The sequence below is a fragment of the Actinacidiphila sp. bgisy160 genome (assembly GCF_057707815.1).
In genome coordinates this window covers 225,737-240,378 of sequence record NZ_JBYIQW010000001.1, presented here as the reverse complement: position 1 = coordinate 240,378, position 14,642 = coordinate 225,737, and the positions used below count along the sequence as shown (strand labels likewise).

Genomic DNA, 14,642 nt, shown 5'->3' with positions numbered 1-14,642 from the left:
CACGACGGCCCCGCAGGGCCTTCGGGGAGCGATCCCCGGAACGCTCCGGGCGTTGTCAGTGGGCCGCGATACCGTTGCGACGCGATGCAAACCCTCCTGCCACGGAAACGCCGTGGCCGCTGAGTCCAAAGGAGGTGGGTTCCACATGCGTCACTACGAGGTGATGGTGATCCTCGACCCCGATCTCGAGGAGCGTGCTGTCTCCCCGCTGATCGAGAACTTCCTCGGCGTCGTCCGCAACGCGGGCGGCAAGGTCGAGAAGGTCGACACCTGGGGCCGTCGTCGTCTTTCGTACGAGATCAAGAAGAAGCCCGAGGGCATCTACTCGGTCATCGACCTCAACGCCACTCCTGAGGTCGTCAAGGAGCTCGACCGTCAGATGAACCTGAACGAGTCGGTCCTCCGGACCAAGGTCCTCCGTCCCGAGACCCACTGAGCCTGCGGGCTCAGGCAGTCGGGAAACCGAGAAGCCAAGCAACGCCGAGAGGTCACTCACCATGGCAGGCGAGACCGTCATCACGGTCGTCGGCAATCTCGTCGACGACCCCGAGCTGCGCTTCACCCCCTCGGGTGCGGCGGTCGCGAAGTTCCGTGTCGCGTCCACTCCCCGCACCTTCGACCGGCAGACCAACGAGTGGAAGGACGGCGAAAGCCTCTTCCTCACGTGCTCGGTCTGGCGGCAGGCGGCGGAGAACGTGGCCGAGTCGCTCCAGAAGGGCATGCGCGTCATCGTGCAGGGCCGTCTGAAGCAGCGCTCGTACGACGACCGCGAGGGCGTCAAGCGGACGGTCTACGAGCTGGACGTCGACGAGGTCGGCGCCAGCCTGCGCAGCGCGACCGCCAAGATCACCCGGGCCAGCGGTGGCGGCGGCGCCTCGCGCGGCGGCCAGGGCGGTTACGGCGGCGGTGGCGGCCAGGGCGGCGGCTGGGGCGGTGGCCCCGGTGGCGGCCAGGGCGGCGCGCCCGACGCCGACCCGTGGGCGACCGGCGCTCCGGCCGGTGGCGGCCAGGGCGGCGGCGGCTGGGGCGGTGGCTCCGGCGGCGGCGGCGGTTTCTCGGACGAGCCGCCCTTCTAAGGGCGGCAGCGCACCAAACTTCTTGATCACACTGGAGAGAGACAATGGCGAAGCCGCCTGCTCGCAAGCCTAAGAAGAAGGTTTGCGTGTTCTGCAAGGACAAGATCACGTACGTCGACTACAAGGACACGAACCTGCTGCGGAAGTTCATTTCCGACCGCGGCAAGATCCGTGCCCGTCGGGTCACCGGCAACTGCACCCAGCACCAGCGCGACGTCGCCACGGCCGTGAAGAACAGCCGTGAGATGGCGCTGCTGCCCTACACCTCGACCGCTCGCTAAGGAAGGGTGACTGAGCAATGGCGAAGATCATCCTCACCAACGAGGTCAGCGGCCTCGGCGCCGCCGGCGACGTCGTCGAGGTCAAGAGCGGCTACGCCCGCAACTACCTGATCCCGCGCGGTTTCGCGATCGCGTGGACCAAGGGTGGCGAGAAGGACGTCGAGCAGATCCGCCGCGCGCGCCGGATCCGTGAGATCGCGACCGTCGAGCAGGCCAACTCCTTCAAGGCCCAGCTCGAGGGCGTCAAGGTCAAGCTGTCGACCCGCGCGGGCGACGCCGGCCGGCTGTTCGGCTCGGTGACCCCGGCCGACATCGCCGCCGCCGTCAAGGCCGCGGGTGGTCCGGACGTGGACAAGCGCCGGATCGAGATCGGTTCCCCGATCAAGACGCTGGGCTCCCACAAGGTGTCGGTGCGCCTGCACCCCGAGGTCGAGGCCGCTCTCGACGTCGAGGTCGTCGCCGCCTGACCCGCACGCACCGCGTGAACGCCGGGCCCGGAACCGCGAGGTTCCGGGCCCGGCGTCTTGCCGCTCACGGGAGGGGCCGCGGTGTCAGGCGCGCACGGCGCCGGTGACGGCCCACTTCCCCGAGCGGGCGCGCCAGTGGAGGCCGGCCAGCCGGGTGAGCATCATCAGCCCCATCGCCCACCACAGGGCGGTGAGGCCCCAGCCCAGGGCGGGTACGGCAAGCGCGGCCGGGGCGAAGACGGCGAGGGTGACGATCATCGACCAGGCCAGGTAGGCGCCGTCGCCGGCGCCGATCAGGATCCCGTCCAGCACGAAGACCACGCCGCAGACCGGCTGGGAGAGCGCCGCCACCAGCAGGACGGTCATCAGCTCGGAGCGCACGGCCGGGTCCGAGGTGAACAGCGGGGTGATCAGCGGCCGGGAGACGGCCAGGACCAGACCGATCAGCACGCCCGAGGCGATACCCCACTGCACCATGCGGCGGCTCGCGGCCCGGGCCCCGGCCACGTCGTCAGCGCCGAGGTAGCGGCCGATGATGGCCTGGCCCGCGATGGCGATGGCGTCCAGGGCGAAGGCGGCCAGCGACCAGAGGGTGGTGGTGATCTGGTGGGCGGCGATCGAGGCGTCCCCGAGCCGGGCCGCCACCGCGGTGGCGAGCAGCAGGACGGCGCGCAGGCTCAGCGTGCGGATCAGCAGGGGCGTCCCGGCCTGGGCGCAGGCGCGGATCCCGGCGAGGTCGGGCCGGAGCGAGGCACCGTACCGGCGGGCACCGCGGACCACGACGCCGAGGTAGACGGCCGCCATCGCGTTCTGGGAGATGACCGTGCCCCAGGCGGATCCGGCGATGCCGAGCCCGGCGCCGTACACCAGCACCACGTTGAGCACGGCGTTCAGGGCGAAGCCGCCGACGGCGACGTAGAGCGGGGTGCGGGTGTCCTGCAGCCCGCGCAACACACCGGTGGCCGCCAGGACGACGAGCATCGCGGGGATGCCGAGGGCGCTGATCCGCAGATAGGTGACGGCGTACGGCGCCGCGGTGCCGGAGGCCCCGAAGACGTCGGCGAGGGCGGGTGCCGCGGGGACGGCGACGGCGACCGCGGCGGCGCTGATGAGGAGGGCGAGCCAGATGCCGTCCATGCCCTGGCGGATGGCCGCGGGCAGGTCGCCCGCGCCGACCCGGCGGGCGACGGCGGCGGTGGTGGCGTACGCGAGGAAGACGAAGACGCCGACGAGGGTGGTGAGCAGGGCGCCCGCGACGCCGAGGCCGGCGAGCTGCGACGTGCCGAGGTGGCCCACGATCGCGCTGTCGGCCATGAGGAAGAGCGGTTCGGCGACGAGGGCGCCGAAGGCGGGCAGCGCGAGGGCGATGATCTCGCGGTCGTGGCGGCGTACGGCCTGCTGGGGGGAGACTTCGGCGACCTGGGGCACCCGGCCAGGGTAATCATCCACATGTAAGGGACGCAAGGAGATGCTGCCTCTTACCTCTTGCTGTGTGGGGTGATCACCTCCGTGCCGTTTGTCGTGATCTTGGGCCGAGCGGGCAAGTTTTTCTTTTCCACAGTGGGTGGACGAAGAAAGTGCAGGTCAGCGACGTGATCATTGGGTGATTGTGTGCTTGTCCACCGCGCTGTCCCCCGCCCTGTACACAGCTGGAGCGGGCTTCTCCACAGGTAGGGGCGGTTCTTCAACAGGTCGTCCCCAGCCCCTGTGGATAACCGTCTTGGCTGTGAGCCCCGTGGACCCCTACCGTGGGGCGTCGCCCGACGTGCCACAGGTGTGTCCGGGCGTCTCGATTGTCAGAGCCGTGGCGTAGGAAAAGGGACACGACGCGGCGGTCCGCGCCGGACGGGAAGGAGGTGGCAGGGGGGTGAGCCAGCCCGAACCCGCGGACGACCACTGGGGGAGCGAGCCGCCGTTCCCGCCGGACGGTCCCGGCGACCGCCTGCCCGTCTCCCGCTTCCGCCGCAGGGACGAGCGGGACCGCGACCGGGACCGCGGCGACGACCGCGGAGCGGCCGGCTTCGAGCGCGTACCGCCGCAGGACCTGGACGCCGAGATGTCGGTGCTCGGCGGCATGCTGCTGTCCAAGGACGCCATCGCCGACGTCGTCGAGGTGCTGAAGGGTGCCGACTTCTACCGGCCCGCCCACGAGACCGTCTACGCCGCGATCCTCGACCTCTACGCCCGCGGCGAACCCGCCGACCCCATCACCGTAGCCGCCGAGCTCACCAAGCGCGGCGAGCTCGTGCGCGTCGGCGGCGCCCCTTACCTGCACAGCCTCGTCAACGCGGTGCCCACCGCGGCCAACGCCGAGTACTACGCGGAGATCGTGCACGAGCGCGCGGTCCTGCGCCGGCTCGTCGAGGCGGGCACACGCATCACACAGATGGGGTACGCCGCCGACGGCGACGTCGACGAGATCGTCAACTCCGCGCAGGCCGAGATCTACGCCGTCACGGAGCAGCGCACCAGCGAGGACTACCTCCCGCTCTCCGAGATCATGGAGGGGGCCCTCGACGAGATCGAGGCCATCGGTTCGCGCAGCGGCCAGATGTCCGGGGTGCCCACCGGCTTCGCCGACCTGGACTCCCTCACCAACGGACTGCACCCCGGTCAGATGATCGTCATCGCCGCCCGTCCCGCGATGGGCAAGTCCACGCTCGCGCTGGACTTCGCCCGTGCCTGCTCGGTCACCAACGGCATGCCCAGCGTCTTCTTCTCCCTCGAAATGGGGCGCAACGAGATCGCGATGCGCCTGCTGTCCGCCGAGGCGCGGGTCGCCCTGCACCACATGCGCTCCGGCAACATGACCGACGACGACTGGACGCGGCTGGCCCGCCGGATGCCCGACGTCTCGGCCGCCCCGCTCTACATCGACGACTCGCCGAACCTGTCGATGATGGAGATCCGCGCCAAGTGCCGCCGGCTCAAACAGCGCAACGACCTCCGCCTGGTGGTCATCGACTACCTCCAGCTGATGCAGGCCGGCGGCTCGCGCCGCCCCGAGAGCCGCCAGCAGGAGGTCTCCGACATGTCCCGCAACCTCAAGCTCCTGGCGAAGGAGCTCGAGGTGCCGGTCATCGCGCTCTCCCAGCTGAACCGTGGTCCCGAGCAGCGCACCGACAAGAAGCCGATGGTCAGCGACCTGCGTGAGTCGGGCTCCATCGAGCAGGACGCGGACATGGTGATCCTGCTGCACCGCGAGGACGCCTACGAGAAGGAGTCCCCGCGCGCGGGCGAGGCCGACCTGATCGTCGCCAAGCACCGAAACGGCCCGACGGCCACCATCACCGTGGCCTTCCAGGGCCACTACTCGCGATTCGTGGACATGGCCCAGACCTGAGCCGGGGACGCCGCGATCCGCCGTGCGCCGTTCGTCCGTGCTGCGCGGCACCAACGGCGGTCCCCCGGTCACGAACGCCAGAGTGACACCGCTCGCGACGTCTGCCTCGAGGGCGACTCCGCCTACGGCCGGGTGTTCTCGCGGTAGCGCCCGCCAGGGCTCAGCCCAGGGCCACCATCAGCGGTGCGTGGCGGCGGTGTTCGTCGCCGGGCAGGTCGCGATGGCCCAGCACCATCAGGGTGTTGGGGAAGACGGGGGTCACGCCGTGTGCCGCGGCCCAGCCGTCGAGGGCACCGGGGGCGCCGGTGCGCAGGTCGAGGCGGACGGGGGTGCCCGCGTCCCGGGCGACAGCGGTGATCAGCCGCCGGGCCCCGGCCGCGTTCGCCGCGACGACGGGGCCCACGACCAGGGTGTCCGCGTTGCGCCAGGCCGAGGCGTAACCGGTCAGGACACCGTCCTCCTCGGCGACCAGGACCCGCTCGGCGAACCGGGGCAGGTCGCGCAGGAGGGGGGAGCGGTCCGCGCCGAACACCTCGGCGTCGAGGGCGAGCAGGGCCGGCAGGTCGGCCTCGGTGAAGGGACGCGGCTCCGCGGCGCCGGGCCCGCCCGGCCCGTCCGCCCCGGCGGGCTCGGCCGGGGCGAAGCGGCCGCGGTGCGTGACGACGGTGCCGACCGCCCGGAAGCCGAGCTTCTCGTACAGGGGCCGACCGCGGTCGGTGGCGTGCAGCGTGACGGTGTCGTCACCCGCCTCGGCCAGGACGTGGGTCATGATGCGCCGTCCGAGTCCCCGCCCCTCGTAGCGGGCGGCGACCAGGACCATGCTGACCGCCGCCAGGCCGCCCGCGTAGCGCGTGAGGACGGTGGTGGCGGCCAGGCCGTCGCCGTCGGGGGCGTCGATGCCGTAACCGGTGCCGTGAGTGAGCAGGAAGCGCCACTTGTGCTCCTCGGCGCCCCAGTCGCGGCTGATGGCCAGCGCGCTGCAGGCGGGGAGGTCGGCAGAGGTGAGACGGCGTACGGGGGCCGTGGCGGCCGTGGGGGATGTCATGCGGGCAGCGTGCCGTGGCGGCGGCGGGCGGTGCCCATAGTTTTTCCCTATGACCATCGGTCGGTGCCGGGCTATCCTCCGGGGGTGACGCTGACCTTGCCCGGCCTGCGGGCGTTCGTGGCGGTGGCGCGCACGGGCTCGTTCTCGGCGGCCGCGCGGCAGCTGGACGTACGGCAGCCGACGGTGAGCGAGTCGGTGCGCCGGCTGGAGGCCGCCGCGGGGCGGCCGTTGCTGGTCCGCAACCGCGAACGGGCCGAACTGACCGACCTGGGAAGGCGGATCCTGGCCCACGCGGTGGCGGCGGTGGACGCCGCTGACGAGCTCGAGGGGCTGCTGGACGGGGCGTCCCGGTCGTTGACCGTGGGCTTCCTGGGCGAGGCGGCGGCCGGCCGCACCCGGGAGCTGCTGGACCTGGTCCAGGCCCGCGCCCCCGGCGACGTCCGGCTGCGCCGCTACGACTTCGACGACCCCTCCTGCGGGCTGCTGGACGGACACTCCGATCTGGCCATCGTGTGGCCCCCGTTGGACGCCCCGGGACTGGGGATGGTGACGGTCTCCAGCGACCGGCGCTGTGTCGCGCTGCCCGCGACGGACCCGCTGGCCCGCCGGACCGAGGTCGCGCCCGGTGAACTGGGCGGCAGGACCTGGGTGGTGCCGCGAACCGGGGACGCGGCCTACGCCGGGTTCCGCCACCCGTCGGCCGTGGGCGTCGTCCACGTGGCCGGGACGGTGGCGTCGGGGTCGTTGGAGGAGACGCTCGAACTCGTGGCGGCGGGCCGGGGATGCGCGCTGGCGAGCACGTCGACCGACGAGCACTACGCGCGGTCGAACGTGGTGATCGTGCCGCTGGCCGGGGACGTGCGCTGCACGGTCGCCCTGGCCTGGCGGGCGGCGGACCGCCGGCCCGCGGTCCGCGGGGCGGCGGAGGACGCCGCCCGGCTGTTCGGAGGGACGCCGCCGGGGATTGGCCGGGCGGTGGGGAACGAGGGAGGGACCGCGTGGGACGGCTGCACATCTTCGACATGGACGGGACGCTGATGCACGGCTCCTCGGCGAGCATGGAACTCGCCCGGGAACTGGGGCTGGTGGCGGAGTTCCGCGAGCTGGAACACGCGCTCGGGCGGGGCGTGCTCGATCCTCCGGGTTACGCGGAGCGGGCGTACGAGCTGTGGCGGGCGCTCACCCCGGCGCAGGTGGCGGCGGCGTTCGAGGGCGCCCCGTGGCTGACCGGGATACGGGAGGTGTGGGCGGACATCGCGGCCCGCGGGGAGCACTGCGCCGTGGTGTCGCTCTCCCCGGACTTCTTCGTGCGCAGGCTGCTGGAGTGGGGGGCGCACGCGGTCCGGGCGTCGGTCTTCCCGGAGCTCCCGTTCGGGCCGGCGGCCGGGCTGGACCTGGCGGGGATCCTGCTGCCGGAGACGAAGGTGGCGGCCGCGGACGAGCTGTGCGCCCGCTACGGGGTCAGCCGCGCGGAGTGCGTGGCGTACGGCGACTCGCTGTCGGACACGGCGCTGTTCGCGGCGGTGCCGGTGTCGGTCGCGGTCAACGGGGACCACCACGTGAGCGGGCTGGCGAGCCATGCGTACACGGGGCGTGATCTGCGCGAAGCGTACGCACTGGTCGCGGAGTGAACAAGTGACGATTCAACGGTGGTGATCGTCACGGGAATTGAGTGGCGAATGTGAAAGCGGTGACTCGGGGCGCGGTCGGCGGGCTTCCGCGACAGCGGGGTCTCACATTCGGCTGAGCTTAACGGGATCGGTATCGCGTTTCCCGTACTTCCGGCTATTCGGCCGCGCGGCGTGAAGCCCTGGCAGGCTTTCCGCGCAGGACATGTGGCCGACGTACGGACACCGACCGGGAGAAGCTCGAGGCGAAGCTGACCATGGACGCTCTGACCACGAACGCGGCCGAACCGGGAAAGGGTGCCGGGGCTGACTCCTCCGGATGGTTCACGCCGCACACACCACCTGACGGGCCGAGGCCCCATCACGAGGGCGAGGACGGCGCCGCGCCGAGCCGCCCGGTACGGCCGATAAGGCCGGTGGGCACGGGAGCCGGGCGAAACGCCGACCCCGGTCCGGTGCCGCCGCGGCCCGGCCCCCCGCGGGACGCGCCGGGACCGCGGCACCAATCGGAGCCGCCGGCCCCGCAGCCCCCGCCCCGCGCGCAGGCCCGGCCGCGGTCGTGGCAGCCGAGCGCGGATGCCCTGCTGATCCGGCGCACGATGGAGGAGGTCGCGCCGGTCGCTGACAAGACGACGTCGTATTTCTATGCACTTTTGTTCACACGGCATCCGGAGTTGCGCGAACTCTTTCCAGCCGCGATGGACGCGCAGCGCGACCGATTGTTGAAAGCACTCCTCATCGCGGCGGAACACATGGACGACGCCGAGATACTCACCGAATACCTCTCCCAGCTGGGTCGCGGCCACCGCAAATACGGCACGCGTCCCGAGCACTATCCGGCCGTGGGTGAATGCCTGATCGGGGCGCTGACCCGGTACGCTTCGGCCGTCTGGAACGACGAGGTCGAGGGCGCCTGGGTGCGCGCCTACACGCTGATCTCGCAGATCATGATCGACGCGGCGGCGGCCGACGAGAAGCACGCGCCGCCCTGGTGGCACGGGGAGATCGTCAGCCACGAACCGCGCACCTCCGACATAGCGGTGGTCAGCGTCCGCCCCGACCAGCCCTACCCCTTCCTCGCGGGTCAGTACACGACGCTGGAGACGCCCTGGTGGCCCCGGGTCTGGCGGCACTACTCCTTCGCCAGTGCCCCCCGCTCCGACGGCCTGCTGGTCTTCCACGTGAAGGCCGTACCGGCCGGCTGGGTCAGCGGGGCGCTGGTCCACCGCGCCCGGCCCGGCGACGTCCTGCGGCTCGGCCCGCCGGGCGGCTCCATGGTCGTGGACCACAGCACCGACAACGGGCTGCTCTGTCTGGGCGGCGGCACGGGCATCGCCCCCATCAAGGCCCTGGTCGAGGACGTCGCCGAGCACGGTCGCCGCCGGGCCATGGACGTCTTCTACGGCGCCCGCAGCGACCACGACCTGTACGACCTGGACACTCTGCTGGGGTTCGCGCGGCGCCACCCCTGGCTCTCGGTGCGCCCCGTGGTCTCCCACGGCCGCGGCGACGGCGGCCTGCACGGCCCGCTCCCCGAGATCGTGCAGCAGTACGGCCCCTGGCCCGAGTACGACGCGTACCTCAGCGGGCCGCCCGGGATGATCCGCAGCGGCGTCGACACCCTCGTGCGCGGCGGCATGCCCTCCCAGCGCATCCGGCACGACCTGATCGAGGGCCTGGTCGCGGCCGTCGACTGATTCCGCTTTCCGTCCCTCCCACGCCCCCACGAGGAGAAACGTTGCCGCAGGAACGTCCCGGCAGTGCGGGAGAGCACCGCCTCCAGGAGGAGATGGGCACGGCCGACCGCGCGGACCGCTTCTACGCCCAGCAGGTGCTGGACCACCTCAACCCGTCGATGCGGGAGTTCACCGAGCGGCAGGAGATGTTCTTCCTGTCCACGGCGGACGCCCGGGGTGAGTGCGACAGCACCTTCAGGGCGGGGCCGCCCGGCTTCCTGACCGTCCTGGACGAGCGGACCCTGGTCTACCCCGAGTACCGGGGGAACGGCGTGATGGCCTCGCTCGGCAACATGCGCGAGAACCCGCACGTCGGCATCCTGATGCTCGACTTCACCAGGGACCGGATCGGACTGCACGTCAACGGTCGCGCGTGGATGATCCCCGACGGCACGATGCGCGCCCTGCACCCCGCGCTTCCGTTGGACGCGGTGCCCGGACGCAGGCCGCAGTTGTGGGTCCGGGTGAGCGTCGAGGAGGCGTACGTCCACTGCTCGAAGCACATCCCGCGGATGGCGAAGGCGCCCTCGCGGGACGGCCGGGCCTGGGGCACCGACGACGTGCGGCGCAAGGGCGGGGACTACTTCGGGGCGGCCGCCGGCGCCGCGCACGCCCGCACGGGGCGGCCCCGCGGCGCGCCCCCGGACTGCTTCGGCGCCTGAGGCCGCCCGGGGTCAGCCGAGGTCGTCGGAGAGCAGGCCGAGCACCCCTTCGATGTTGCCGTCCAGGTAGTGCCGCAGGGTCAGCGGAACGATCTCCACCGAGGCGAGCCCGACCCGGCTGAAGGGCACACGGACCACGTCGTAGGTGCCCGAGGGCTCGTCCACTTCCGGGCCGTGCCGCCGGGAGGGGTCCATGGAGGCCAGCCGGCACACGAAGAAGTGCTGCACCTTCACACCGTGCGAGCCGTCCTCGCCGATGTGCTCGACGGTGTCGACGAAGGCCGGGACGACATCGGTGACCTTGGCGCCGAGTTCCTCGTCCAGCTCTCTGTGGAGCGCCTCGACGATGGTGGCGTCCTCGGCCTCGACCCCACCGCCGGGCGTGACCCAGTACGGGTTGAGCCCGGGCTTGGTGCGCTTGATGAGCACGAGGGAGTCGCCGTCGAGCAGGATGGCACGGGCGGTGCGCTTGACCACCGGCCGGGTGGCCGGGGCGGTCGGTGCACCGGGTGTGGCAGGTGCTTCGATGTCCGGGGGCATGCCTGAGATCTGCCGCGGCGCGGGAGGCGGCAAACGCCCCCGGGACGGCGAATCGGAACGTCCCGTTCTGGCGGAGGTCACCCGCCGTACGCCGGGCGCGCGGTCACCAGGTCGCGGAGGAGCGCATCAGCGCCTCGTGCACCCGGGCGATGTGCGGCAGGGCGAGCGTCCCGGCGCGCACCGAGACGAAGTACGTGCGCAGGGGCGGCACCGGCGGCTCCAGCAGCGCCCGGGCGGTGCCCGCGCTGATCGCCTCGCAGCACAGGTAGCGCGGCAGGACGGCCATGCCGACCCCGGCGACCACGCACTCCAGGACGGCCCTCAGGTCGGGCACGACCACGGCGGGGACGACGGCGGGGGTGGCGTCGAAGACCGCCGACCAGTAGTGGTCGATCAGCGGCATGCCCTCGTCGTAGGAGATCACGGGGATGTCGTCGAGGACCCGTGCCCCGTGGGTGCGCACCGCCAGCGGGCCGCCGATCCGCTCCTGCCAGGCGGGGGCGGCCACGAGTATCTGCTCCTCGTCCCACAGGGCGGTGGCGGTCAGCAGCCGGTCGCGTGGCCGGACGGTGCCGATGGACAGATCGTGGTGGCCCGCGGCGAGGCCGGCGAGCGCCTCGTCCTCGCCGGCCAGCGCGATCCGCAGCTTCAGGCCCTCGGCGACCAGCGGGGCGAGGGCGGGCAGGGCACGCAGGGAGGTGAAGGTGGGCGGCCCGGCGAGGTGCAGGGTTCGGTGGCCGGACTCCTCGTCGAGGTCCGCCTCGGTTATCTCCAGGAGGGCGTCGAGGTGCGGGGCCACCCGGTGGGCCAGGTGGTCGCCGACGGGGGTCGGGGCGACGCCGCGCGGCAGGCGCAGGAACAGCGGGCGGCCGACCTGGCGTTCCAGGCTGCGGATCTGGCTGGTGACGGCGGGCTGCGACAGTCCCAGCAGTTGAGCGGCCCTGGTGAAGGAACCGGCCCGGTGCACGGTGACGAACGTTCGCAGCAGCGCCAGATCCATGGAACCGCTCCCTTCTGGCCACCGGTACGACCGCAACATATAAATATATCGATAGGTCTGTATCGCAACTGTGATTGGACACTGACGCAGAGTCAACTAGCCTTGTTCGGACGGGTCTCCGCGCGTAAAGCCAGGGTGGTCCGAGCCACGAGGGGGGAGGCTCGGACCACCCATTCTGCGTAGAGCCCTCTACGTAGATATATCTGTTCGAGGTGAACGTACGGGGTCAGCGCGCCGCGGCGTCCAGGGCCTGCGTCACGTCCCGCACGATGTCGGCCGCGTCCTCCACCCCGACCGAGAAGCGGATGAAGCCCTCGGGGACCGCGTCCCCGCCCCAGCGCGCCCGGCGCTCCGCGGTGCTGGTCACACTCCCGAAACTGGTGGCCTCCGTCGTCAGCAGCAGCGCGGACAGGAAGCGCTCGGCATGCTCCTTGTCGGGCAGCGTGAAGGACACGACACTGCCGAACCGGGTCATCTGCGCGGTGGCGACCAAGTGCGCCGGATCGCCGGCCAGGCCCGGGTGACGCACGTCGGTCACCTCGGGCCGCCGGCGCAGCTCGGCGGCCAGCTCCAGGGCGTTGGCGGCCTGCCTGTCCACCCGCAGCGCGAGCGTGGACAGCGAACGGTGCGCCAGCCAGGCCTCCATGGGGCCGGGGATCGCGCCGACGGTCTTGCGCCACAGCCGCACCCCGGCCGCGAGTTCGGGCCGACGGGTGGTCACATAGCCCAGCAGCAGGTCGCCGTGGCCGGACAGCGCCTTGGTGCCGCTCGCCACCGAGAAGTCCGCGCCCAGGTCCAGCGGGCGCTGGCCGAGCGGGGTGGCGAGGGTGTTGTCGACCGCCACGAGCGCGCCCGCGGCGTGCGCGGCGTCGGCGAGCCGGCGGATGTCGCACACGTCCAGGCCGGGGTTGGACGGCGTCTCGATCCACAGCATCCGGGCGCCCTCCAGCGCCTCCAGCTGGGCGTCGCCCGCGGTGGGCGCCAGGCGCACCGAGACCCCGTAGTCCTCCAGACGGCTCTGGAGGGTGCGGGTGGCCTGGTAGCAGTCGGAGGGCAGCACCACGGTGTCGCCGGAACGCACCTGCGAGAACAGCACGGAGGAGATGGCGCCCATGCCGGAGGAGAAGGCCAGCGTCTGCGCGGGGACGTCCGGGGACTCCAGGGCGGAGATCGCCTCCTCCAGCCGGGTCCAGGTGGGGTTCTCGTCACGGCCGTAGGTGTACGGGCCGGTGACGTCGCCCGGCAGGTGGAAGTGCGCGGCGAACACCGGGCCGGGCAACGCCGGCTCGTGGGGCCGGGCCGGCGGGCGGCCCGCGTGCACGCTGCGGGTGCTGTCCCCGGGCCTGCTCTCGTACTCCGTCATCGCCCTCTCCTCGCTCTCCCCGTCTTCGCGAACGTACAGGCGGAAGATACCGGTGTACGTTCCAACGAACACGGCCGTCCGCTAGGCGGACGCGAGGGCCGCGCGGGCGGCGCGACCTGCGGCGGCCCCATAACCCGCGCCGAACAGGACGGCGTGTACCAGCAGGGGGTGCAACTGGTGCAGAGGCACCCGTTCCGCTCGGCCGGGCAGCGGCCGGACCTCCTCGTACGCGGCGAGCACCCGCTCCAGGTGCGGGCAGCCGAACAGCTCCAGCATCGCCAGGTCGGCCTCGGGATGCCCGCCCTGCGCCGCCGGGTCGACGACGCGGGCCCGGCCGTCGGCGGTGAACAGGACGTTGCCGGACCACAGGTCGCCGTGGATCACCGCGGGCGGCTGCCCGGGGCCGCCGATCCGCGGCAGCAGCTCGCAGACCCGCTCGACCGCGCGGACGTCGGCCGGTGCCATGGCCCCGCTGTCGGCGGCCTGCCGCAGGAAGGGCAACAGCCGGTGGGCGGCGTGGAAGGCGGGCCAGTCCCCCAGGGAGCCGGACGTCTGCCCGGGGCTGGACGAGGGCAGGGGGAGCGAACCGATGAACGCGGGGTGCGCCGTCCCGTACGCCGGGGCGGGGACCCGGTGGAGCGCGGCGAGTTCACGGCCGAGGCGCTCGGCGGCGGCCGGGGTGGCCGGGCCGGGCTCTACCCACTCCAGCACGAGGGTGCGGTCGTCGGCGGCGAGCACCTCCGGTACGGCCACCGTGCCGGTGCCGCCCAGCAGCCGCAGGCCGGCGGCCTCGGCGGCGAAGAAGCCCGGCGGCGCGTCCGCGAGGGTCTTGGCGAAGACCGCGCCGCCCGAGCGGCGCCGCAGCCGCACGGCCCGGCAGATCGAGCCCCCGCCCACCGGGCCCAGCTGGGTCACCGGCTCGCCCAGCAGGGCGGCGACCCGGTCCGCGAGCCCGGCCGGAGGGGTCACGGCGCCGGCGCGGGCTCGCCGAGGGCGTCGCGTACGGCGTCCAGCAGGCCCTCGGCGGCGGCCTCGCACATCTCCAGGCATTCCTCGAAGCCGCTGATGTCCCCGTAGTAGGGGTCGGGCACGTCCAGGCCGCGGCCGTCCGCCCCGGCCTCCGCGGCGGGGTCGTAGGAGCGCAGCAGCCGCACCTTGGCGGCGTCCTCGGGGGTGGGCGCCAGCCGGCGCAGGTCCCGCAGATGGCCGGAGTCGAGGGCGATCACCAAGTCGAGCCCGGCGAACCACTCGGGCTGGAACTGGCGCGCGATGTGCTCGTGCTCGTACCCGGCCGCGCGGAGCACGGCCACGGTGCGGTGGTCGGCGCCGTCGCCTTCGTGCCAGGAGCCGGTCCCCGAGCTGTCGACGGCGACCAGGCCGCCGAGCCCGGCCTCCTCCACACGGGTGCGGAAGACGGACTCGGCCATCGGCGAACGGCAGATGTTGCCGGTGCAGACGAAGCACACCCGCAGCGGGGTGCGGGAGGACGGAGCGCTCATGG

At 72.6% G+C, this 14,642-nt stretch carries 16 protein-coding genes; 9 read left to right on the top strand and 7 right to left on the bottom strand.

What is annotated here, in order from left to right; genetic code table 11:
• The first annotated feature begins 145 nt into the window (after nucleotides 1–145).
• The 4 genes from rpsF (at nucleotide 146) to rplI (ending at nucleotide 1,824) form a co-directional block, all read left to right on the top strand.
• Nucleotides 146–436 (top strand): 30S ribosomal protein S6, encoded by a 291-nt coding sequence (gene rpsF, locus AC3EUJ_RS01160; protein WP_018558167.1) that lies wholly within the window; start codon nucleotides 146–148, stop codon nucleotides 434–436.
• A 61-nt stretch (nucleotides 437–497) separates the two neighbouring features.
• Nucleotides 498–1,076 carry a single-stranded DNA-binding protein gene (locus AC3EUJ_RS01155; RefSeq protein ID WP_431958945.1) on the top strand — a complete coding sequence of 193 codons (579 nt, stop codon included), beginning with the start codon at nucleotides 498–500 and terminating at the stop codon, nucleotides 1,074–1,076.
• 44 nt (nucleotides 1,077–1,120) lie between these two features.
• Nucleotides 1,121–1,357 carry a 30S ribosomal protein S18 gene (gene rpsR / locus AC3EUJ_RS01150; protein ID WP_026250812.1) on the top strand — a complete coding sequence of 79 codons (237 nt, stop codon included), beginning with the start codon at nucleotides 1,121–1,123 and terminating at the stop codon, nucleotides 1,355–1,357.
• A gap of 17 nt (nucleotides 1,358–1,374) precedes the next feature.
• The gene (gene rplI / locus AC3EUJ_RS01145; protein ID WP_319161432.1) at nucleotides 1,375–1,824 is read left to right on the top strand and encodes a 50S ribosomal protein L9; all 450 of its coding nucleotides are present in this window, start codon (nucleotides 1,375–1,377) and stop codon (nucleotides 1,822–1,824) included.
• Between the two features lie 84 nt (nucleotides 1,825–1,908).
• Here the strand turns inward: rplI and AC3EUJ_RS01140 are convergent, their stop codons facing one another.
• Nucleotides 1,909–3,252, bottom strand: a complete 1,344-nt coding sequence (locus AC3EUJ_RS01140; protein WP_431958944.1) for an MATE family efflux transporter — start codon at nucleotides 3,250–3,252, stop codon at nucleotides 1,909–1,911.
• Between the two features lie 439 nt (nucleotides 3,253–3,691).
• Here AC3EUJ_RS01140 and dnaB point away from each other — a divergent pair, with 439 nt between their 5' ends.
• Entirely contained in the window at nucleotides 3,692–5,167 is a 1,476-nt protein-coding gene (dnaB, locus tag AC3EUJ_RS01135) for a replicative DNA helicase (protein WP_431958943.1), read from the top strand.
• Nucleotides 5,168–5,327: 160 nt separating this feature from the next.
• Here the strand turns inward: dnaB and AC3EUJ_RS01130 are convergent, their stop codons facing one another.
• Nucleotides 5,328–6,212 carry a GNAT family N-acetyltransferase gene (locus AC3EUJ_RS01130; protein WP_431958942.1) on the bottom strand — a complete coding sequence of 295 codons (885 nt, stop codon included), beginning with the start codon at nucleotides 6,210–6,212 and terminating at the stop codon, nucleotides 5,328–5,330.
• 84 nt (nucleotides 6,213–6,296) lie between these two features.
• Here AC3EUJ_RS01130 and AC3EUJ_RS01125 point away from each other — a divergent pair, with 84 nt between their 5' ends.
• The 4 genes from AC3EUJ_RS01125 (at nucleotide 6,297) to AC3EUJ_RS01110 (ending at nucleotide 10,238) form a co-directional block, all read left to right on the top strand.
• Nucleotides 6,297–7,250, top strand: a complete 954-nt coding sequence (locus AC3EUJ_RS01125) for a LysR family transcriptional regulator (protein ID WP_431958941.1) — start codon at nucleotides 6,297–6,299, stop codon at nucleotides 7,248–7,250.
• The gene (locus tag AC3EUJ_RS01120; RefSeq protein ID WP_431958940.1) at nucleotides 7,211–7,843 is read left to right on the top strand and encodes an HAD family hydrolase; all 633 of its coding nucleotides are present in this window, start codon (nucleotides 7,211–7,213) and stop codon (nucleotides 7,841–7,843) included. Before AC3EUJ_RS01125 ends, AC3EUJ_RS01120 begins: the two co-directional genes overlap by 40 nt.
• Before the next feature lie 254 nt (nucleotides 7,844–8,097).
• Nucleotides 8,098–9,537: a globin domain-containing protein gene (locus AC3EUJ_RS01115; protein ID WP_431958939.1), complete on the top strand. Its 1,440-nt coding sequence runs from the start codon at nucleotides 8,098–8,100 to the stop codon at nucleotides 9,535–9,537.
• 41 nt (nucleotides 9,538–9,578) lie between these two features.
• Complete coding sequence (locus AC3EUJ_RS01110) at nucleotides 9,579–10,238, top strand: pyridoxamine 5'-phosphate oxidase family protein (RefSeq protein ID WP_431958938.1); 660 nt, start codon at nucleotides 9,579–9,581, stop codon at nucleotides 10,236–10,238.
• Between the two features lie 12 nt (nucleotides 10,239–10,250).
• Here AC3EUJ_RS01110 and AC3EUJ_RS01105 read toward each other — a convergent pair whose 3' ends face one another.
• From AC3EUJ_RS01105 to AC3EUJ_RS01085, 5 genes are all read right to left on the bottom strand, one after another.
• Nucleotides 10,251–10,778, bottom strand: a complete 528-nt coding sequence (locus AC3EUJ_RS01105; RefSeq protein ID WP_431958937.1) for an NUDIX domain-containing protein — start codon at nucleotides 10,776–10,778, stop codon at nucleotides 10,251–10,253.
• A gap of 103 nt (nucleotides 10,779–10,881) precedes the next feature.
• Nucleotides 10,882–11,778, bottom strand: coding sequence for a LysR family transcriptional regulator (locus tag AC3EUJ_RS01100; RefSeq protein ID WP_431958936.1), 897 nt, complete (start codon nucleotides 11,776–11,778; stop codon nucleotides 10,882–10,884).
• A gap of 226 nt (nucleotides 11,779–12,004) precedes the next feature.
• Complete coding sequence (locus tag AC3EUJ_RS01095; RefSeq protein WP_431958935.1) at nucleotides 12,005–13,141, bottom strand: cystathionine gamma-lyase; 1,137 nt, start codon at nucleotides 13,139–13,141, stop codon at nucleotides 12,005–12,007.
• 81 nt (nucleotides 13,142–13,222) lie between these two features.
• Nucleotides 13,223–14,110: a fructosamine kinase family protein gene (locus AC3EUJ_RS01090; RefSeq protein WP_431958934.1), complete on the bottom strand. Its 888-nt coding sequence runs from the start codon at nucleotides 14,108–14,110 to the stop codon at nucleotides 13,223–13,225.
• The gene (locus AC3EUJ_RS01085; RefSeq protein ID WP_431958933.1) at nucleotides 14,107–14,640 is read right to left on the bottom strand and encodes a low molecular weight protein-tyrosine-phosphatase; all 534 of its coding nucleotides are present in this window, start codon (nucleotides 14,638–14,640) and stop codon (nucleotides 14,107–14,109) included. The genes AC3EUJ_RS01090 and AC3EUJ_RS01085 overlap by 4 nt, the downstream gene beginning before the upstream one ends.
• Nucleotides 14,641–14,642 lie beyond the last annotated feature (2 nt).